This window comes from Rhodococcus sp. SORGH_AS_0301, assembly GCF_030818285.1.
In the GTDB taxonomy this organism is placed as follows: Bacteria; Actinomycetota; Actinomycetes; order Mycobacteriales; family Mycobacteriaceae; genus Rhodococcoides.
In genome coordinates, this window is sequence record NZ_JAUTAC010000002.1 from 2,734,568 (window position 1) to 2,753,826 (window position 19,259).

A 19,259-nucleotide genomic window follows, 5' to 3' on the forward strand; every position below is an offset into this window, starting at 1 on the left:
CCGTCCGTCGTGACGCAGATGGTCGGCAGCGGACTGATCGGGGTGCGGGAGGGACTCGAGACCGGCATCGTCGTGATGATCCTGGTCGCGTTCCTCGTGAAGTCCGACCGCCGCGACGCGCTGAAGTGGGTGTGGACGGGTGTCTCGGCCGCCGTGGGGATGGTCGCCGTCGTGTTCGCCGTCATCCACCTCGGCACCTCGACGGTCACGGGCCTCACCGCCGAGATCATCGCCGGCATCGCCTCGCTGATCGCCGTCGCGATCGTCACCGGCATGGTGTTGTGGATGCGGTCGGCCGCCGCCTCCATCTCCGGCACGTTGAAGGCCGGCATGGCCCGCGCGCTCGACGTCGGGCCGGTGGCCGTCACATCGCTCGCCTTCCTGGCGGTCGGGCGCGAAGGAATCGAGACGGCGCTCCTCATGGTCGGCTACGCGGAGAACACCAACGGCAGTTCCTGGCCGCTGCTGGGTCTGCTGGCCGGAATCGCCGTCGCTGCATTCCTCACCGTCCTCCTGTACTTCGGAGCAGTGCGCATCGACTTCGCCCGGTTCTTCCGCTGGACGGGCGTCTTCCTCGTGTTCGTCGCCGCCGGAATCCTGGCGTACGGACTGCGGGCTCTGCAGATCGGCGGAATCCTCCCCGGCGGCAGCGCGACCGCGTTCGACATCAGCGACACCTGGGACGCGGGCAGTTGGTACGGCACCGTCGTCGCCGGCATCTTCAACTTCCGCCCCGAGCCGACCGTTCTGCAGGTCGCGGCCTGGGTGCTCTACCTCGTCGTCGTCCTGCCCCTGTTCCTCCGGCGGCCGAAGACCGTGCCACGAGTCACCGCACCGCAGCCACAACCCGCCGCGTCCTGACCCACACATCTGCTCCAGAACCTCCGGCCTTCCCGCTCCACTACCGACCGGCCTCCGGCCTTCCCGCTCCCGAAAGGGCACCACTGAAATGCGCACCACCACCCGCCTCCTCTTCTGCGCCGCCGCGCTGCCGCTGGCACTGACGGCCTGCACCGAGAAGGAGGCCGCGACCTCGGCCGAGGGCGGCGACATCGTGGTCGACGCGACCGACAGCTCGTGCGACGTCGGTACGACGAGTGCACAGACGGGCAGCTCCACCTTCCATGTGACCAACAACGGCTCCAAGGTCACCGAGTTCTACGTCTACGGCGAGGGCGACCGCGTCATGGGTGAGATCGAGAACATCGGGCCCGGCGTCTCCCGCCAGCTCATCGTCGCGCTGCCCGAGCCCGCCACGTACCAGACCGCGTGCAAGCCGGGCATGGTCGGCGACGGCCTCCGCGGCGACTTCGTCGTCACGGGTGACGCCAAGGAGTCCGACGCCGACGGGACGCTCGCCGAGGCGGCCGACGGTTACAAGCGCTACGTCGTCAGCCAGGTCACGGCGTTGCAGGAGACGACGGCGTCGTTCGTCACCGCGGTCACGTCCGGCGACGTCGAGGGCGCCAAGGCCCAGTTCCCGCTCGTCCGCACCTACTACGAGCGCATCGAACCCGTCGCGGAGAGCTTCCCCGACGATCTCGACCCCCGCATCGACCTGCGCGAGCCGGACGTCGAGCCGGGTGCCGAGTGGACCGGGTTCCACCGCTTGGAGAAGGACCTGTGGGCACAGGGGCTCCAGCCGGACACGAACGCGATCGCCGAGCAGTTGAAGGCGGACGTCGACGAACTGGTCGCGGGCGTGCAGTCCCCCGACTTCGTGATCGACCCGATCACGGTGGCGGGCGGCGCACAGGGCCTCCTCGACGAGGTCGCCCAGACGAAGATCACCGGTGAGGAGGACTTCTTCTCCCACACCGACCTGTACGACTTCCAGGCGAACGTCGACGGATCGCAGGCAGCAGTGGCGGCGCTCGCTCCGGTGCTGTCCGAGCGGAACCCGGAACTCGCGGCCACCATCGAGCAGCGCTTCGCGGAACTCGACACCGAGCTCGCGAAGTACCGCCAGGGTGACGGCTTCGTCTCCTACGACACGGTCACCGAGCCGCAGCGCCAGGACCTGTCGAAGAAGATCGACGCCCTGTCCGCGTCGGTGAGCCAGGTCCAGGGTGTCGTCGCAGGCGCCTGAGCGGACGTCCGACACGGACGCCGCCGCCACCCCGCCGAGTCGACGCCTCTCTCGCCGTGCGCTCTTCGGTGGCGTGGGAGCCGGCGCACTCGCGGTCGGCGCCGGTGCCGCGCTGGGCCGGTCGACCGCACCCGAACCCGTGGTCGCCGACGCGGCCGAGGCCGTGGTGCCGTTCCGCGGCGTCCACCAGGCGGGCATCGTCACGCCCGCACAGGACCGCATGCACTTCGTCACCTTCGACGTGACGACCACCTCGCGCGACGAGATCGTCGCGATGCTCACGAAGTGGACGGCGATGGCCGAACGTCTCACCGTCGGCGCCGAGTCGGTGCCCGGTGGCGTGGTCGGCGGCGGACAGTACGAGCCGCCCGGTGACACCGGCGAGGCCTACGGTCTGATGCCGTCCAACCTCACGCTGACCATCGGCTTCGGCCCGTCGTTCTTCGACAGGCTCGACTTGGGTGACCGCAGACCGGCTGCACTGCAGGATCTTCCGCGATTCCCCGGTGACGACCTCGATCCGGCGCGGAGCGGTGGCGACATCGCGGTGCAGGCCTGCGCCGACGATCCGCAGGTGGCGGTGCACGCCATCCGCAATCTCGTGCGCATCGCGTTCGGCACCGCGTCGGTGCGGTGGTCGCAGCTCGGCTTCGGTCGCACCGCGTCGACGTCGACCGCCCAGGCGACACCGCGCAACCTCTTCGGCTTCAAGGACGGCACGAACAACATCAAGGCCGAGGAAGCGGCGACCGTCGACGAGCACGTGTGGGTGAACGGCGGCGAGTCCGACTGGATGACGGGCGGCACCTACCTCGTGGCGCGGCGCATCCGGATGAAGATCGAACCGTGGGACCGCGCGGTGCTCGGCGAACAGGAACGCGTCATCGGTCGGTCCAAGGCCACCGGCGCGCCACTGGGCGGCACGGCCGAGTTCGACACCGTCGACCTCGGCTCCTCGACCATCGCGAAGGACGCGCACGTACGACTGGCGTCGTCGGAGTCGTTGGGCGGCATCAAGATTCTTCGCCGCGGGTACAACTTCACCGACGGCTCCGACGGCTTCGGCCACCTCGACGCGGGGCTCTTCTTCGTCGCTTTCTGCAGCGATCCGCAGACCCAGTTCGTGCCGATGCAGCAAGCGCTCGCGCGACGAGATGCCCTGAACGAGTACATCTCCCACGTCGGCTCGGCGGTCTTCGCCTGCCCACCGGGAGTTCCGGAAGGCACCGAGGACTACTGGGGCTCGACGCTCTTCGGCTAGACGGTCAGCGGTTCTTCTCGTCCGCCTGCGGCCGATGGTGGGACGCGGCGACGCGTGCGTCGTCCGTGCCCGTCGCCGCGAGCGGTCGGCCGAACATGTCGGTTCCCGGCCAGTACTTGGACCACGCTCGTGCGTCCATCTCGGCCGATCGGACTCCGTCCATGGCGGCGCCGCGCTCCGCGGCCCGTACGTCGGCCACGAACTCGTTGACGGTGCGGCGCAGCGAGTCCTCGGCGCTGGTGGCGCCGTGATCACCCGAGATGTCGATGCGCACCGAGAGCATGAACTCCGGGACGAAGTCCTGAGGGAGCCCGGCCTTGACCGCTCGGGTGATGACCTGCTGGGCGAGCGCGAGCGACGGCTGCGCCATGGCGATGCCGTCGAGACACGACGCGCGTACCTTCTCCGCGGCCTTGCGCTCCTCCCAGGCCTTCTCCTGCGCACCGATGTCGATCGGTGCGCCGGACGTGTCGGCCAGGTGCGGGCTGCGGTGGGTCAACTTGGCCACCAGGGTGGACGCCACGTCGTCGATGTCGAACGCCTCGGCGCCCGCGTCCTTGGCGATGCGCGCGTGGAAGATGACCTGCAGCAGCAGATCGCCGAGCTCCTCCCTGATGGAGTCCGCATCGCCGGTCTCGATGGCATCGAGCAGTTCGTAGGTCTCCTCGAGGAGGTACCCGCGCAGCGACTCGTGCGTCTGCTGCGCCTCCCATCCGCCGAGTGAGCGCAGTTTGTCGATGACGAAGACGGCCTCGGCGAGGTTGCCGCCGCGGGGTACCGGCACCTCGATGACGTCCTCGCCGCGCGTGATGCGTTCCTGGACGTCGGGGTTGTCGCGGCTGGTGCTGATGAGCACCTCGGGCTCGTCGTCGCCCGCGGAGGTGAACCCCGTGAGGCGCCAGCGGATGGAGACCGGCACCTCTTCGGTGAATCCCACGGGCTTGTCCAGCAACGTCACGGCCTGCACCGGCACCATGGTGGGCCGCAGGGGATCCAGCAGCAGAATCGTCATCGCGCGCTCACACCCCGATCGGTTGCTCGACTCGTACGGAGCCCGCGGGCTGCCCGTCCATCGCGAGCAGCACGTCGGCGACGAACTGCAGAAGTTCCTCGTCGCGGACACGGGCCGAACCGACTCCACCACCTGCCACACGCGGAATCGGGATCTGCACCGTGCCGGTGGTCGCCCGATACTGTGCGCTGGGGTAGAGCCGCTTCAACCGTATCTGCTTGGAGTCGGGTAGGTCCATCGGCGCCAACTTCACCATGGTCCCCGCCATCTGCACGTCCACGATGCCGTAGGAACGGCACAGGATGCGCAGGACGGCGACGGCCACGAGCCGGGCGACCTCGGCCGGCACCGGCCCGTAGCGGTCGGTCAGCTCGTCGATGACCGCACCGATCTCGGCGTCGTTCTGCGCCGCGGCCAGCTTGCGGTACGCCTCGAGTCGGAGCCTGTCGCTGGTGACGTAGTCCGGCGGGATGTGGGCATCGACGGGGAGGTCGATGCGCACCTCCTTGGGCGCCTCGTCGGTGGTGACGGGGCGGCCGTCGGCCACGGCGCGGTAGGCCTCCACCGCCTCGCCGACCAGTCGGACGTACAGGTCGAATCCCACACCGGCGACGTGGCCGGACTGCTCCGCGCCCAGCACGTTGCCCGCGCCGCGGATCTCGAGGTCCTTCATCGCCACGGCCATACCCGCGCCCAGGTCGGAGTTCTGCGAGATGGTGGCCAACCGGTCGTACGCCGTCTCGGTGAGCGGCTTCTCCGGCGGGTAGAGGAAGTAGGCATAGCCACGGTCCCGGCTGCGACCCACACGCCCACGCAACTGGTGAAGCTGGGAAAGACCCAGCGAATCGGCGCGCTCGACGATCAGCGTGTTCGCATTGGAGATGTCGAGGCCCGTCTCGATGATGGTGGTGCAGACCAGGATGTCGAATTCCCGCTCCCAGAACCCCTGCACCGTCTTCTCGAGTGCGTCCTCGTTCATCTGACCGTGCGCGACCACGACGCGCGCTTCCGGTACCAGCCGTCGGATGTTGGCGGCGGCCTTGTCGATGCTGCTCACGCGGTTGTGGACGTAGAACACCTGGCCGTCACGGAGCAGCTCACGGCGGATCGCCGCCGCCACCTGCTTCTCCTGGTATGCACCGACGTAGGTCAGAACGGGGTGACGCTGCTCGGGCGGCGTCAGGATGGTGGACATCTCGCGGATGCCCGCCATGCTCATCTCCAGCGTGCGCGGAATCGGCGTCGCCGACATCGTCAGGACGTCGACGTGCGTGCGCAGCGCCTTGATGTGCTCCTTGTGCTCGACGCCGAAGCGCTGCTCCTCGTCGACGATGACCAGCCCGAGGTCCTTCCACTGCACACCGGTCTGCAGCAATCGGTGCGTGCCCACGACGATGTCCACCGTGCCGTCCGCGAGGCCGGCGAACGTCTCCCGCGACTCGGCGGCGTCGGAGAACCGGGACAGCCCCTTGACCGTCACCGGGAAGTTGGCCATCCGCTCGGTGAAGGTCTGCAGATGCTGCTGGGCCAGCAGGGTGGTGGGAACGAGCACCGCCACCTGCTTGCCGTCCTGGACGGCCTTGAACGCCGCCCGGACGCCGACCTCGGTCTTGCCGTAACCGACGTCGCCGATGACCACTCGGTCCATCGGGACGGGCTTCTCCATGTCCGCCTTGACCTCGTCGATGACGGTCATCTGGTCGACGGTCTCGGTGAACGCGAAGGCGTCCTCCATCTCCTTCTGCCACGGGGTGTCCGGCCCGTACGCGTGACCGGGCGCCGCCTGCCGCGCCGCGTAGAGCTGGACGAGCTCCCCTGCGATCTCGCGGACGGCCTTGCGGGCCTTGCGCTTGGTGTTGGTCCAGTCGGATCCGCCAAGCTTGCTCAGGCTCGGCATCTCCCCGCCGACGTAGCGGGACAACTGGTCGAGCGACTCCATGGGAACGAAGAGGCGGTCGCCCGGGTGGCCGCGCTTGCTGGGCGCGTACTCGACGACGAGGTACTCACGGCGTGCCCCGCCGATGGTCCGCTCGACCATCTCGACGAAGCGGCCGATGCCGTGCTGGTCGTGGACCACCATGTCGCCGGCCGTCAACGCGAGCGGATCGACCTGATTGCGACGCTTGGCGGGCAAGCGTTTGCCGTCGCCGGCCGCCGCGACCCGGTTGCCGGTGAGATCGGCCTCCGTCACCACCACCAGGCCGGCGTCACGCAGGACGAGACCCGAGTGCAACGACCCGCACATCACGCCGACGACGTCGGGGCCGGGCTCGGCACCGGCATCGAGAGGGAGCGCCGGCACACCGGCCTCCCGCAGGCGTTCGACCGTGCGCTGCGCCGTTCCCGCGCCTGCGACGACGACGGCCACGCGGCCGCCGGACGCGAGGTGCGCCGTGAACATCTGGAAGAGCGTCGCAAGTGCCTCCTCGGAGCCGCGCACGTCCGGCGCCGCGTCGACGTCGAGCACGATCTCCTCGTCACTGCCCGAGGCGAGCGGGCCCACGGTCCACCACGGCCGACCGGCCGCCTCCGCAGACTCTCGGACCTGCCGCAGCGACCGGTACGCGGACGCGCTGAGATCGAGGTCGAGGACGGCGCTCTCGTCCGTCACGCTGCTGGTGTCCAGCGCTGCGGTGTCGAGCGGTGCGGCCGCACCGATGCTCGCGGCAGTCCACGACGCCTCGAGGAACTCCTTGCCGGTCCGCACCAGATCCGTCGCGCGCGTACGCACCTTCTCCGGATCGCAGACCAGCACGTGCGCGCCGTCGGGCAGCGCGTCGGTCAGCAGTTCGAGGCCGCCGGCCTTGAGCACCGGCAGCAACGCCTCCATGCCCTCGACCGGAACGCCGGCGGAGATCTTCTCGAGCATCTCCACCAGGATCGGGTCGCCGGTGTTGTCGGCGGCGAGACGCGCCGCACGCTCCCGTACGGCCTCGTCGAGAATCATCTCCCGGCACGGCGGCGCGATGACCGTGTCGACCTCCACGTCGGGGATGGAGCGCTGGTCCGCGACCGAGAAGGCGCGCAGGTCGGTGACCTCGTCACCCCAGAACTCGACACGGACGGGGTGATCCGCCGTCGGCGAGAACAGGTCGAGGATGCCGCCGCGGACCGCGAACTCACCGCGTTTGCCGACCATGTCGACACGCGTGTAGGCCAGCTCGACCAGTCGCTTCTGCAACTCCTCGAAGTCGAACTCCGCCCCCACGCGCAGGCCGACGGGCTCGATCTCGCCCAGTCCACGCGCCATCGGCTGGAGCACCGAGCGCACCGTGGTGACGATGATCTTCAGCGGGACGCCGTAGTCGGCGTCCTCCGGCCGGGCGAGGCGCCGCAGCACCTCGATACGACGACCGACGGTGTCCGCTCCGGGAGACAGACGCTCGTGCGGCAGCGTCTCCCAGGACGGGAACTGCGCCACGGCGCCGCCCACCATCTCCGTGAGCTCGGCCGTCAGATCGTCGGCCTCGCGGCCCGTCGCGGTGACGAGCAGGACCGGTGTGGTGCGGGACATGGCCGCAGCGATGAACGCCCGTGCCGGAGTGGGTGCCACCAGGGTGGCCTCACGGCGGCCGGACAGATCGACGATCTGCGCCAACGACGCGTCACGTAGTGCGAATTTCAGCAGGCCCGACATCCGGCCCGCACCGTCGTCCGGGGTCTGCGCGGGAGAAACATGGACGGACGGCGAGGACACCAGCAGAACTCCTGACGGAAAGACGACACGATCGTGCACCCGCAACGCTCGACACCCCTCACGGAGATCGATCGATCGGTGACGACTCGGTATCGATTCTAGGAGCAGTCGCCGACAGAAACGACCGTGGGCCGACCGAGGCGACCGCGACGTGGCCGCTCGTCGTCAGGCGCCGTAGCGCAGGACCCGGCGGGCGGCGAACTCACGGAAGTAGTCGAGCTTGCGACCGGGGACCAGCGACGGGAGCAGGTAGTGCCACAGCCGCTCCATGCGCGCCGACAACTCCTTGGTGCTGTCGGTGGCCACCGCGACCATGTGGGCGCCGACGATGACCTCCAGGAACAGCATTCCGGTGGTCACAGGGTCGAGGTCGGCCTCGAGGTCGCCCTCGTCGATCGCCCGACGCGCCAGGCCGGTGTGGTACTCGGCCCAGCCCTCCATGACGTTCTCACCGGTACCGCGGTAGTCGCCGATCTGATGCTTGAGCCGGAACATCGCGGCGACCATCGGATCCGTGATCGCCAGATCGACCGTGATGTACGAGACACCGATCTCGGCCTCGAGAGCGGGGATCCGGCCGTCGTCCAGGGCGCGGCACGCCGTGGTGAGCCGCCGCACGCCCTCGTCGATGACGGCGCGAGCCAGCTCCTCCTTCGACCCGAAGTGGAAGTAGAGAGCTCCCTTGGTGACCTGCGACTGCGAAATGATCTCGCTGAGGCTGGCATTGGCGTACCCGAGCCGTAGAAAGACATGGGCGGCCCCCGCGAGCACCGTGTCTCTGGTGATCTCGGCGCGTGCCTGTCTGACCATGCGATCCGCCTCGAAGGTTTGGGGCATTCAATCCGTGAACAACGCGAGAACGGTACCACTGGACCACTACACAGCACGAGCACTCGTCCCGGAGTCCGAGCGTCGTGTCGTCACGACCGACGAGGTGGTCCACCGTGACCACCTCCGGTGACACTCGCGCTTTCAGCTCCCCAACCGGGGATCGGGCTCCAGATTCGTGAGCCCGTTCCAGCACAGGTTCACGATGTGCGCGGCCACCACCTCTTTCGAGGGCGACCGTTCGTCCAGCCACCATTGCGCCGTCATCGACACCATTCCGACCAATGCCTGGGCGTACAGCTGGGCATTGGCCGGGTCGATGTCGCGGCGGGAGAAGTCGCCCGCCAGGATGTGCCCCACCTGGCCGACGGCGTCGTTCAGCAGGCTCGAGTACGTTCCCTCGGCCGCGGCGACCGGGGAGTCGCGCACGAGGATGCGGAACCCGTCGCTGCGCTCCTCGACGTACGTCAGCAGGGCCAGCGCCACCCGTTCGACCCGGATCCGGGACCGGTTCTCGGTCAGCGACGACGTGATCATGGACAGCAGCGTGGACATCTCGCGGTCCACCACCACGGCGTAGAGACCCTCCTTGCCGCCGAAGTGCTCGTACACGACCGGCTTGCTCACCTGCGCGCGTTGCGCGATCTCCTCGATGGACGTGGCCTCGTAGCCACGCTCGGCGAACAGCGTGCGGCCGATCTCGATCAACTGGGCCCGGCGCGCGGTCCCCGTCATCCGGACGCGGGGCGCACGTTCCGGTAGGGCGGCGTCACCGGGTGCACGCGGCTGATCGGGCTCGCGGGGCGCGTCGGGCGTCGAGGTCATGGAATCACTGTGACACGCGAGCACTGCGCGGCGAGTGAGGCCTGCGGAGCGTTTTACGGAGCGGGTGCACTCGTGCGAGGATCGACGCGCTCGGCGCACGCCAGCCGAGGCTGTGATCCGCCGTGGTGTAATGGCAGCACCTCTGATTTTGGTTCAGATAGTTCAGGTTCGAATCCTGGCGGCGGAGCCGTGACGCCACAGCGGCGGAGCTGCTGCCGTAGGGCGGCGGAGCCGTGGCGACGAGTGTGGCGGGTCCCCCGCCCGGGGCACATCCGAAGTCGGTCGAGGAGATTCATGACGTCGAAGGTCGCTGTAGTCGTGCTCGCCGCGGGGGCGGGAACCCGAATGCGATCGAAGACTCCGAAGGTTCTGCACGAACTGGCCGGTCGGTCCATGCTCGCGCACGCTCTGCACGCGGCCGACGGAGTGGACCCCGATCACCTCGTCACCGTCGTCGGGCACGACCGCGAGAAGGTCTCGGCCGCCGTCGCCGATCTGGCCGAGACGTTGGGTCGCACCATCGACATCGCGGTGCAGGCCGAACAGCACGGCACCGGTCACGCGGTGCAGTGCGGCCTCGCGTCGCTGCCCGCCGACTTCGACGGCACCGTGGTGGTCACCGCGGGGGACGTGCCACTGCTCGACGCCCACACTCTGCAGGCACTGCTGCACGATCACCACTCCTCCGCGGAGCCCGTCGCGGTGTCGGTGCTCACCTTCGTCCCCGACGACGCGAACGGCTACGGCCGCATCGTCCGCGACGGGTCCGGCCAGGTCCAGGAGATCGTCGAGCACGCCGACGCGACTCCCGATCAGCTGACCATCACCGAGGTGAACTCGGGTGTCTACGCCTTCGACGCGCAGTCGCTGCGGGTGGCTCTCGACTCGCTCGGCACCGACAACGCGCAGCACGAGCTGTACCTGACCGACGTCCTGAAGATCTCGCGCCGACGCGGCCTGCCGGTGTTCAGCACCCAGCTCACCGACCCGTCGCTGGTGCGCGGTGTGAACGACCGAGTGCAGCTGTCCGAGGTCACCCGCATCCTCAACGAGCACATCCTCGCCCGCCACATGCGCGCCGGCGTGACCGTGATCGACCCGTCGTCGACGTGGGTGGACATCGAGGTCGCCGTCGGACGCGACGCCGTGCTGCACCCCGGCACGCAGTTGCACGGACGCACCGTCATCGGCGAGGACGCGATCATCGGGCCCGACACGACACTCACCGACGTGTCGGTCGGCGAGGGCGCGACGGTGGTCCGCTCGCACGGATCCGACTCGGTGATCGGTGCCGGAGCGACGGTCGGGCCCTTCACCTACCTGCGGCCGAACAGCGACCTCGGCGACCACGGCAAGCTCGGCGCCTTCGTGGAGACCAAGAACGCGACCATCGGAGCGCACTCCAAGGTGCCGCACCTGACCTACGTCGGCGACGCCAGCATCGGCGAGCACTCCAACATCGGTGCCTCCAGCGTCTTCGTCAACTACGACGGCGTCGGCAAGAGCCGGACCGAAATCGGTTCGCACGTGCGCACCGGTTCCGACACCATGTTCATCGCGCCGGTGCGCGTGGGCGACGGGGCCTACACGGGCGCCGGAACCGTCCTACGCCATGATGTACCGGCGGGAGCGCTCGCCGTCTCCGGTGGTCCGCAACGGATCATCGAGGGCTGGGTGCAGAAGAAACGTCCGGGAACGCCGGCGGCAGAGGCCGCCGAACGCGCCCGTTCGACCGAGGAATCACACGTGCACGAACCGAAGGGACGGCGAGTAGAGCAGTGACCACAGCCAACTGGATCGACAACCAGAAGAACTTGATGCTCTTCTCCGGTCGCGCTCATCCCGAGCTCGCCGAGCAGGTGGCGAAGGAACTCGGGATCGAGGTCACCCCGCAGACCGCCCGCGACTTCGCGAACGGCGAGATCTTCGTCCGCTTCGAGGAGTCCGTCCGCGGCTCCGACGCGTTCGTGCTGCAGAGCCACCCGTTCCCGCTGAACACGTGGCTCATGGAACAGCTCATCATGATCGACGCGCTCAAGCGCGGATCGGCCAAGCGCATCACCGCGATCCTGCCGTTCTACCCCTACGCCCGCCAGGACAAGAAGCACCGCGGCCGCGAGCCCATCTCTGCACGCCTGGTCGCCGATCTGCTCAAGACGGCCGGCGCCGACCGCATCATCACGGTCGATCTGCACACCGATCAGATCCAGGGCTTCTTCGACGGCCCGGTCGACCACATGCACGCGCACAGCCAGCTCGCCGACCACATCCGCGAGGGCTACAACCTCGAGCACATCACCGTGGTCTCCCCCGACTCCGGCCGCGTGCGCGTCGCGGAGAAGTGGGCCGACTCGCTCGGCGGGGCGCCGCTGGCGTTCATTCACAAGACACGAGATCCGTTGGTGCCCAACCAGGTCAAGTCGAACCGAGTCGTCGGTGACGTCGAGGGACGCACCTGCATCCTGATCGACGACATGATCGACACCGGTGGCACCATCGCCGGCGCGGTGAAGGTGCTCGAGGAAGCCGGCGCGGGCGACGTCGTCATCGCCGCCACGCACGGCGTGCTGAGCCACCCGGCCGCCGAGCGCCTCGCGTCGTGCGGCGCCAAGGAGGTCGTCGTGACCAACACGCTGCCCATCAGTGACGACAAGCTGTTCCCGTCGCTGACCGTGCTCTCCATCGCACCCCTGCTCGGCAAGACCATCCGTGAGGTCTTCGAGAACGGGTCCGTCACCAGCCTGTTCAACGGCAACGCCTGAGAAACGACGTCACCGACCGACACTCCCCGCGGACCTCGTCCGCGGGGAGTGTCGTCGTCGGGCGCCCTACTTCCGGGCAAGCACCAGGGCGAAGCGCTCGTCGGAATCGGTCCAGAACTCGTCGACCGTCAGCCCCGCCGCCGCCAGTTCGCCGGTGATCGACTCGCGCCGGAACTTGGCGGAGATCTCGGTCCGCATCTCCTCGCCCGCCGCGAACTGCACGTCCAGGTCGAGGTCCGCGACGCGCACCGTGTGGTCGCGACGTGCGCGCAGCCGCATCTCGATCCACTCGTTGCGCTCGTCCCACACGGCGACGTGCTCGAAGTCGTCCACGTCGAAGTCGGCGTTCAGCTGCCCGTTCAACACGGAGAGCACGTTCAGGTCGAACTGCGCCGTCACTCCCTGCGAGTCGTCGTACGCGGGCACCAGAACCGCGGGGTCGATGACCAGCCCGACCCCGAGCAACAGGAACTCCCCCGTGTCGAGGGTGTTCGAGATGGCGGAGAGGAACTCGGCGCGCTCCTGCGGCACGAGGTTCCCCAGCGTGCCGCCCAGGAACGCCAACGTCCTGCGCCCGCCGGTGGGGACCCAGAACAGACCACTGTCCGGGCCGCCGGTGCTCGTGAAATCGCTCACCACACCGTGGATCTCGAGATCCGGGTACTGTCGCGACAACTCCTCCATCGCACCGGTCAACGCCGACGGCGACACGTCCTGCGGGACGTAGCGACGCAGGGTGCCGTGTTCCAGACCCGCGGACAGCAGCACCCGGGTCTTGTCCGACGATCCGGAGCCCAACTCGACCAGCACCTCCACTCCCGTCACGCGAGCGATCTCCGCGGCCCGTTCGGTCAGCAGGGCGCGCTCGGTGCGCGTCGGGTAGTACTCGTCCAACTCGGTGATGCGCTCGAACAGTTCGCTGCCCACGGCATCGTAGAAGTACTTCGGCGGCAACCATTTCGGCGTCGCGGTGAGCCCGCGGCGGGCATCTTCCCGCAGCGATTCCTGTAGATCACCCTCGGTGATGTGGATGTCCAGTGACGGCGCTGTCATGACGAACTCCTCGGTGCTGACGAGCATGGAAGGTGCAGGGGTGGAGCGGTCAGAAGGTGGTGATGTCCACGGATCCCGGTCGGGCGGAGACGAGGCACCGATCGGGCACCTGCTGCCATCCGGGCAGATCGTCGAGCGGTTCGGACGCGAGGACGACGCTGTCCTCGTCGTACCGGACGGAGAGCGAGTGGTAAAGCGTCGTCGCCCAGAGCGACTCGCCATCGCCGAGCAGCAGGTTGACGCGCGAGTCCGGGGCGGCGGCGTCGACGTCCGCCAGCAGACCGGCGAGTGCGTCCGCTGGATCGCGGTCCAGTAGCCGCTGCTGCAGAATCGCCCACAGCACAGCGGAATCCGTGGGTGCCGCCAACCGCAGCAGCGACTCGACGGGGACCTTCTCGGCGAGCGCGGAGACCGACTGCGGCCATCCGCGCACGACACCGTTGTGGCTGAACGCCCATCGACCCTCGACGAAGGGCGCGCACGCCGACCGCTCGACGGGCATGCCGACGGTGGCTGACCGCACGGCCCCCATCACCGCCACCGAGCGGATGTGGGTGAGCGTGTCGGTGACGGCCGGGTCACCCCACATCGGCATCGCGCTCCGATACGACGACGCGGTGCCGTTCGACCACCAGGCCGCACCGAAGCCGTCCGCGTTGATCGTGCCGCCGCCGCGCATCTCGCGGGGTGCGTACGACTGGGTGAGGAGCGATGTCGGGCCCGCGGTGAGCACGTCTCCGACGGTGCGCGCGGGTCCGAGATAGCCGACGTGTCGGCACATCCGCTACCGGTGTCCCACGTCGCGGGCGCACCGGAAGCCGGCGAAGATCTGGCGCCGGATCGGGTGGTCCCAGTTGCGGAACGTCGCGCGGACCGCCGTCTGGTCGGTGCCGAACGAGCCGCCGCGCAACACCTTGTAGTCGCCACCGAAGAACACCTCGGAGTACTCCGGGTAGGGGAACATCTCGAACCCGGGGTACGGCTCGAAGTCGGACGAAGTCCACTCCCAGACGTCGCCCATCAGCTGTTCGACGCCGAGCGGCGAGGCTCCCTCGGGATACGCGCCGACGTCGGCGGGTTCGAGGTGGCGTTGACCGAGATTCGCGTGCCGGTCGTCGGCGTCGTCGTCGCCCCAGGGGTTGCGCCGGGAGAGCCCGGACGCGGGGTCGAAGCGTGCCGCCTTCTCCCATTCCGCCTCGGTCGGCAGGCGCTTGCCGGCCCAGCGGGCGTAGGCGTCGGCTTCGAACCAGCTGACGTGAACCACGGGCTGCGCTGCTCGAATCTGCTTCGCACGTCCGAAGACTCGACGCCACCACACACCGTCGTCGTCCTGCGACCAGAACTGCGGCGCGGTGAGACCGGCCTCGGTGCGGTGTGCCCAGCCGCGTTCGGTCCACAGCTCCTCGCGGTCGTAGCCACCGTCGGCGATGAACTGGAGGTACTCGCCGTTGGTCACCGGAGCCGCGTCGATCGCGAAGGTGGGCACCTCGACAGTGTGCGCGGGCCGCTCGTTGTCGAGGGCCCACGGATCGTCGCCGGTGCCCATCTCGAACGCGCCACCGGGGACGATGACCTCGACGTCGTGGGCGGGCGGCAGCTGGGCGCGGGGAGCGTCGGGTGCGTCCAGCACGGCGTCGCCGGTGCGCAGCTGATGTGTCGCCAGCATCGTCTCGTCGTGCTGCTGTTCGTGCTGCGCGACCATCGCGAAGACGAAGCCGTTCTCCACCAGCCGACTCTCGTCGAAGGTGCAGCGCTGCAGCGCGTCCAGTGACAGGGCGCGCACGGTGTCGACGTAGGCACGCGCCTCGTCGGGCGACAGCAGATCCAGCCCCGGCCGGGTGGACCGTGCGTGGCGGAACGCGTCGTAGAGGTCGTCGATCTCCGGGTGCACCGCGTCGCGGCCGCCCACGTCGCGGACCAGCCACAGCTCTTCCTGGTTGCCGATGTGGGCGAGATCCCAGACCAGTGGGCTCATCAACGGCGACACCTGCTCGCGCAGCCCGTCCTCGTCGAGGCACCGGGTGAGCGCCAGGGTCCGGGCGCGGCTACGCACCAGCATCGATTCGAGCCGGCCGCGCAGCGCCACCGCGTCGACCGTCGTGTTCGCCGTCATCGTGAGAACTCCTTCCGAGCATCGCCTCGTGGTGGTGTCGCCGCTGTCCCTGGTGCCGTCGGCGGCTGGGCGGCGGAGCAGCGCGTCGCCGCGCGGCCCAGGGCTTCACGCGCCTCGCCGTGGCTGGAGTCGGCCGCGAGTGTCAGCAGCTCCACCGCAGCTCGCCGCAGCGCCTGGTCGGCGAGTCCGTCCCGCGCCGCGTCCTCCCACCTGTTCAGGGTGGGTTCCGCCAGGTCCAGCGCCTGGTCGGCCACCGAGTCGGAGGACACCAGGGCGTCCACCGCGTACATCGGCACCTCCCACGCCCCGTCGGGTTGGCCGTCGAGGTACCGGATCTCGAGGTGGCCGCTCGCACGCACGAGGGGAAACACCGTCGTCAGGTGGTAGTCCAGGTCGGCCGTCGTGGGGCGCCGACCCATGTCGTCGTCCAGGTCACCCTCGAGCCACTGGGCGAACGTGGCCTCGCGCGGCGGCGCGGCGAGGCGCCCGTCGCGTCGCACACACAGGAGCGGGACGTCCATGACCCAGCGTGCGTAGTCGCGGACGGGATCGACCCCGAGCGGAACACGCGTGCGGGTGCGGTCCAGTTCGAACCAGGTGCGCATGCGCTGCGAGGCCCACCGACCGTCGGGAACGCCGTACAGAGCGGGCGTGGTGGCGAACGCCGCCAGTAACGCCGGACCCACGGCATGCACTGTGGCCCAGCGCCGTCGGATCTGCTCGTCGTCGCCGCCGGCGTCCACACTGACCTGGACCGCGGCCGTGTTGCACATCATGAGCTTGCCGTACGGGCCGTACTGCTCGAAGCGCTGCTCCATCGCGCAGTAGCGCGGCAGCGTGAGCAGGCGGTCGGGAGGTCGCAGCGTGTCCGCGCCGCCTCCTGCGAGGGAGATCCCGTGCGAGTCGAGCAGGCGGGTCAACGTCTGCTCGTCGTCGCGCAACGCCTCGACGACGGAGGCGAGGGACGTGGCGGGCGAGGACGACAATTCGATCTGACCACCGGGCTCGACGGAGACGACACTTCCGGAGCGGAGGGCGAGTGCGGGGGACTCGGGCCGAAGAGACTGCGGGGTGTGGGCACCCAGTGCCTCGGCGAGCGAGTCGAGAGTGGGACGTGCACCGGACGGGGTCCGGGTGAACCATTCGAGTTCTGCGCCGATCAGAGTCGGCGGCCCCACCTTGAAACAGACCCGGGCGAGGTATGCCTCGGCGGCGGGCCGCGAACTGAGAGTGCCGGAAACGGCCGTCATGGATGCCTCCGCGGGGTGACGGTGGAGCGTGAAGTGGAACGGGCACTGCGTACGGGAAGAGGAACGGACACTGCGTGTCCGGATGACGTCTACCCCCGCCCTTCACAGACTAATCGCTCCCGCGCGCGGTCGCCGGTAGTGTCGGCGTCACTGTGAACGCCACCCCCGAGACGGACACCGTCGACGTGCTCGCCGCCCGCGCCGACACCCCTGCCGCCGAGCACGGGGTGTTCCTCGACAGCGCCGGCTCGTCGCTGCCGCCACAGCGCGTCGTCGAGACGGTCGTCGAGCACCTGCGCCGTGAGGCCGAGGTGGGCGGATACCGCGCAGCGCGTGAACGCTCGGAGGATCTCGCCGCGGTGCGCACGTCCGTGGAGATGCTGATCGGAGCCCCGACCGGCACCGTGGCACTGTCCGACAGCGCCACGCGGGCCTGGTGCGACTTCTTCTACGCCGTACCGCTCTCCCCCGGTGACCGCATCCTGGTCTCCACCGTCGAGTACGCCACCAACGCGATCGCCGCACTGCAGCGGGCGCGGGCGACCGGCGCGGTGGTCGACACCATTCCCGTGGACCCGTCCGGACGCATCGATCTCGAGGCCCTCGAGCGGATGATGGACGACCGCGTCGCGCTGGTCTCGCTCGTGCACGCGCCGACCAACGGCGGCCTGCTGAACCCGGTCCGGGAGATCGTCGACCTGGCCCACCGTCACGGGGCCCTCGTGCTGCTGGACGCCTGTCAGTCGGTGGGCCAGATCGCCCTCGACGTGGCGGAGCTCGGTGTGGACGCTCTCTCCGCGACGGGACGCAAGTGGCTGCGAGGACCGCGCGGCACCGGTTTCCTTCACGTCGCCCCGTCGGTGCTCGACACCCTGGAGCCGCGATCACTGGATCTGCACAGTGCGTCCTGGACCGGCCCCGACTCCTACGCCGTCGCTGACGACGCGCGGCGGTTCGAGACGTGGGAACACGACGTCGCGGCTCGGCTCGGTCTCGGCGCCGCCGTCGATCTTCTGCTCGAACTCGGACCGAGCGCGGTGGAGGCCGCGGTGCGTGTGCGGGCCGAGCGGCTGCGGAACGCCCTCACCGAGGTGCACGGCATCGCGGTGCACGACCTGGGCGACCACCACACCGGCATCGTGACCTTCACCGTCGAGGGCGTCGCGCCCGCCGCGGTGAAGGACGCACTGGCGGAGCGCGACATCACCGTCTCCGTCAGCCCGGCGTCGTCGACTCTGCTCGACATGACGGCCCGCGGACTGGACTCCGTCGTCCGGGCGTCTCCCCACTACTTCCTGACCCTCGATCAGATCGATCACGCCGTGGACGAGTGCCGGGCTCTGACGTCGCAGCGGTGACCCGCCGCCAACGGTGACGAGCAGGGGCGATTCGCGGCCGATCGGCGCGTTCGGGTAGTGTTCACGCCGTTGTCTCGGCGAGGGTGACGAGTGCGCAGTGCGTACGTCACCGTGATCGACGCAGGCGCGGTCTCGCAGCCGTCCTCGTTCGTGTCCACGCCGAGCGAGTAGTACCCGCAGCAGTCACACCGGACCGCAGCCGTTTCAGACCGCAGTCACACCAGATCTTCCGAGGAGCCCCGTCCCATGGCCAACGTTCTCAACGCCACCGTCCGCACCGAGTTCGGCAAGGGCGCAGCCCGCCGCACCCGCCGCGACGGTCTCGTCCCCGCCGTCCTGTACGGACACGCCACCGAGCCCAAGCACCTCTCGCTCCCGTCCCGCGAGTTCGCCGCCGTGCTCCGCGCCGACGGCACCAACGCCGTCATCGAGCTCCAGGTCGACGGCGAGAAGCACCTCGCCCTCACCAAGTCGGTCGTGGTCCACCCGATCCGTAACTACATCGAGCACGCCGACCTCCTCGTCATCCGTCGCGGCGAGAAGGTCACCGTCGAGATCAACGTCGTCGTCACCGGCGACGCGGCGCCCGGCGCCCTCGTCACCACCGATGCCAACGTCATCGAGATCGAGGTCGACGCGACCCAGATCCCCGAGCAGTTCGAGGTCTCCGTCGAGGACGCCGAGATCGGTACCCAGATCCTCGCCTCGTCGATCGAGCTGCCGTCCGGCGCGACGCTGATCTCCGATCCCGAGCTCCTCCTCGTCAACGTCGTCGAGGCGCCCAGCGAGGCTGCACTCGAGGCCGAGGGCGCGGGCGATCTCGCCAGCAACGTCGCCGCCGAGGAAGAGGAGGCTGTCGAGGACAGCTCCGCCGCCGACGAGGCCGCAGCAGCAGACGAGAACTGATCCACCGAGCACCACCGCGGCGCGCCTCCCTCACCGGAGGCGCGCCGTTTCTCGTTCCCCCACTCCGTACGACCCCGCACGCCACGAGCTGAAAGCGACTGCCGC

General features: G+C 69.2%; 15 protein-coding genes and 1 tRNA gene. 8 read left to right on the forward strand and 8 right to left on the reverse strand.

Translation table 11 applies throughout. The features are described 5' to 3' along the window. The first annotated feature begins 18 nt into the window (after positions 1-18). The 3 genes from efeU to efeB all read left to right on the forward strand — a co-directional run bounded on the left by efeU (position 19) and on the right by efeB (position 3,350). On the forward strand, positions 19-861 hold the full coding sequence (gene efeU, locus QE397_RS13435; protein WP_373425294.1) for an iron uptake transporter permease EfeU: 843 nt from the start codon (positions 19-21) through the stop codon (positions 859-861). Positions 862-949: 88 nt separating this feature from the next. After that, positions 950-2,089: an iron uptake system protein EfeO gene (efeO, locus tag QE397_RS13440; RefSeq protein ID WP_307095286.1), complete on the forward strand. Its 1,140-nt coding sequence runs from the start codon at positions 950-952 to the stop codon at positions 2,087-2,089. After that, complete coding sequence (gene efeB, locus QE397_RS13445) at positions 2,070-3,350, forward strand: iron uptake transporter deferrochelatase/peroxidase subunit (RefSeq protein ID WP_307095289.1); 1,281 nt, start codon at positions 2,070-2,072, stop codon at positions 3,348-3,350. The genes efeO and efeB overlap by 20 nt, the downstream gene beginning before the upstream one ends. 4 nt (positions 3,351-3,354) lie before the next feature. Here the strand turns inward: efeB and QE397_RS13450 are convergent, their stop codons facing one another. From QE397_RS13450 to QE397_RS13465, 4 genes are all read right to left on the reverse strand, one after another. Beyond that, on the reverse strand, positions 3,355-4,362 hold the full coding sequence (locus QE397_RS13450; protein WP_307095291.1) for a MazG family protein: 1,008 nt from the start codon (positions 4,360-4,362) through the stop codon (positions 3,355-3,357). 7 nt (positions 4,363-4,369) lie between these two features. After that, positions 4,370-8,059: a transcription-repair coupling factor gene (mfd, locus tag QE397_RS13455; RefSeq protein ID WP_373425234.1), complete on the reverse strand. Its 3,690-nt coding sequence runs from the start codon at positions 8,057-8,059 to the stop codon at positions 4,370-4,372. A gap of 165 nt (positions 8,060-8,224) precedes the next feature. Then, positions 8,225-8,869, reverse strand: a complete 645-nt coding sequence (locus tag QE397_RS13460; RefSeq protein WP_027504067.1) for a ScbR family autoregulator-binding transcription factor — start codon at positions 8,867-8,869, stop codon at positions 8,225-8,227. 162 nt (positions 8,870-9,031) lie between these two features. After that, complete coding sequence (locus QE397_RS13465) at positions 9,032-9,622, reverse strand: TetR/AcrR family transcriptional regulator (protein WP_027504068.1); 591 nt, start codon at positions 9,620-9,622, stop codon at positions 9,032-9,034. 206 nt (positions 9,623-9,828) lie between these two features. On the opposite strand from QE397_RS13465, the gene QE397_RS13470 reads away from it, so the two are divergent. From QE397_RS13470 to QE397_RS13480, 3 genes are all read left to right on the forward strand, one after another. Then, positions 9,829-9,899 (forward strand) — tRNA-Gln (locus tag QE397_RS13470). A 107-nt stretch (positions 9,900-10,006) separates the two neighbouring features. Next, on the forward strand, positions 10,007-11,494 hold the full coding sequence (gene glmU, locus QE397_RS13475; RefSeq protein ID WP_307095293.1) for a bifunctional UDP-N-acetylglucosamine diphosphorylase/glucosamine-1-phosphate N-acetyltransferase GlmU: 1,488 nt from the start codon (positions 10,007-10,009) through the stop codon (positions 11,492-11,494). Further along, the gene (locus QE397_RS13480; RefSeq protein ID WP_027504070.1) at positions 11,491-12,474 is read left to right on the forward strand and encodes a ribose-phosphate diphosphokinase; all 984 of its coding nucleotides are present in this window, start codon (positions 11,491-11,493) and stop codon (positions 12,472-12,474) included. Before glmU ends, QE397_RS13480 begins: the two co-directional genes overlap by 4 nt. Before the next feature lie 66 nt (positions 12,475-12,540). Here QE397_RS13480 and egtD read toward each other — a convergent pair whose 3' ends face one another. The 4 genes from egtD to egtA are packed head-to-tail and all read right to left on the reverse strand — an operon-like array spanning position 12,541 to position 16,890. Beyond that, positions 12,541-13,527, reverse strand: a complete 987-nt coding sequence (egtD, locus tag QE397_RS13485) for an L-histidine N(alpha)-methyltransferase (protein ID WP_307095295.1) — start codon at positions 13,525-13,527, stop codon at positions 12,541-12,543. Between the two features lie 49 nt (positions 13,528-13,576). Next, on the reverse strand, positions 13,577-14,308 hold the full coding sequence (gene egtC / locus QE397_RS13490; protein WP_222627607.1) for an ergothioneine biosynthesis protein EgtC: 732 nt from the start codon (positions 14,306-14,308) through the stop codon (positions 13,577-13,579). A gap of 3 nt (positions 14,309-14,311) precedes the next feature. Further along, a complete protein-coding gene (gene egtB / locus QE397_RS13495; protein WP_222650159.1) occupies positions 14,312-15,640 on the reverse strand; it encodes an ergothioneine biosynthesis protein EgtB in 1,329 nt (442 codons plus the stop codon). Next, a complete protein-coding gene (gene egtA / locus QE397_RS13500; protein ID WP_222627611.1) occupies positions 15,637-16,890 on the reverse strand; it encodes an ergothioneine biosynthesis glutamate--cysteine ligase EgtA in 1,254 nt (417 codons plus the stop codon). Before egtA ends, egtB begins: the two co-directional genes overlap by 4 nt. 152 nt (positions 16,891-17,042) lie before the next feature. On the opposite strand from egtA, the gene QE397_RS13505 reads away from it, so the two are divergent. Both QE397_RS13505 and QE397_RS13510 read left to right on the forward strand, forming a co-directional pair. Next, a complete protein-coding gene (locus QE397_RS13505; protein WP_307095299.1) occupies positions 17,043-18,248 on the forward strand; it encodes an aminotransferase class V-fold PLP-dependent enzyme in 1,206 nt (401 codons plus the stop codon). Between the two features lie 246 nt (positions 18,249-18,494). Then, positions 18,495-19,154, forward strand: a complete 660-nt coding sequence (locus tag QE397_RS13510) for a 50S ribosomal protein L25/general stress protein Ctc (RefSeq protein WP_056447089.1) — start codon at positions 18,495-18,497, stop codon at positions 19,152-19,154. Positions 19,155-19,259 lie beyond the last annotated feature (105 nt).

Coding starts and splice junctions, on each gene's coding strand:
- QE397_RS13465 (WP_027504068.1), bottom strand. CDS start 9,622: ATGACGGGGACCGCGCGCCGGGCCCAGTTGATCGAGATCGGCCGCACG.
- egtC (WP_222627607.1), bottom strand. CDS start 14,308: ATGTGCCGACACGTCGGCTATCTCGGACCCGCGCGCACCGTCGGAGAC.
- egtA (WP_222627611.1), bottom strand. CDS start 16,890: ATGACGGCCGTTTCCGGCACTCTCAGTTCGCGGCCCGCCGCCGAGGCA.
- efeO (WP_307095286.1), top strand. CDS start 950: ATGCGCACCACCACCCGCCTCCTCTTCTGCGCCGCCGCGCTGCCGCTG.
- efeU (WP_373425294.1), top strand. CDS start 19: ATGGTCGGCAGCGGACTGATCGGGGTGCGGGAGGGACTCGAGACCGGC.
- QE397_RS13510 (WP_056447089.1), top strand. CDS start 18,495: ATGGCCAACGTTCTCAACGCCACCGTCCGCACCGAGTTCGGCAAGGGC.
- glmU (WP_307095293.1), top strand. CDS start 10,007: ATGACGTCGAAGGTCGCTGTAGTCGTGCTCGCCGCGGGGGCGGGAACC.
- egtD (WP_307095295.1), bottom strand. CDS start 13,527: ATGACAGCGCCGTCACTGGACATCCACATCACCGAGGGTGATCTACAG.
- egtB (WP_222650159.1), bottom strand. CDS start 15,640: ATGACGGCGAACACGACGGTCGACGCGGTGGCGCTGCGCGGCCGGCTC.
- QE397_RS13460 (WP_027504067.1), bottom strand. CDS start 8,869: ATGGTCAGACAGGCACGCGCCGAGATCACCAGAGACACGGTGCTCGCG.
- QE397_RS13450 (WP_307095291.1), bottom strand. CDS start 4,362: ATGACGATTCTGCTGCTGGATCCCCTGCGGCCCACCATGGTGCCGGTG.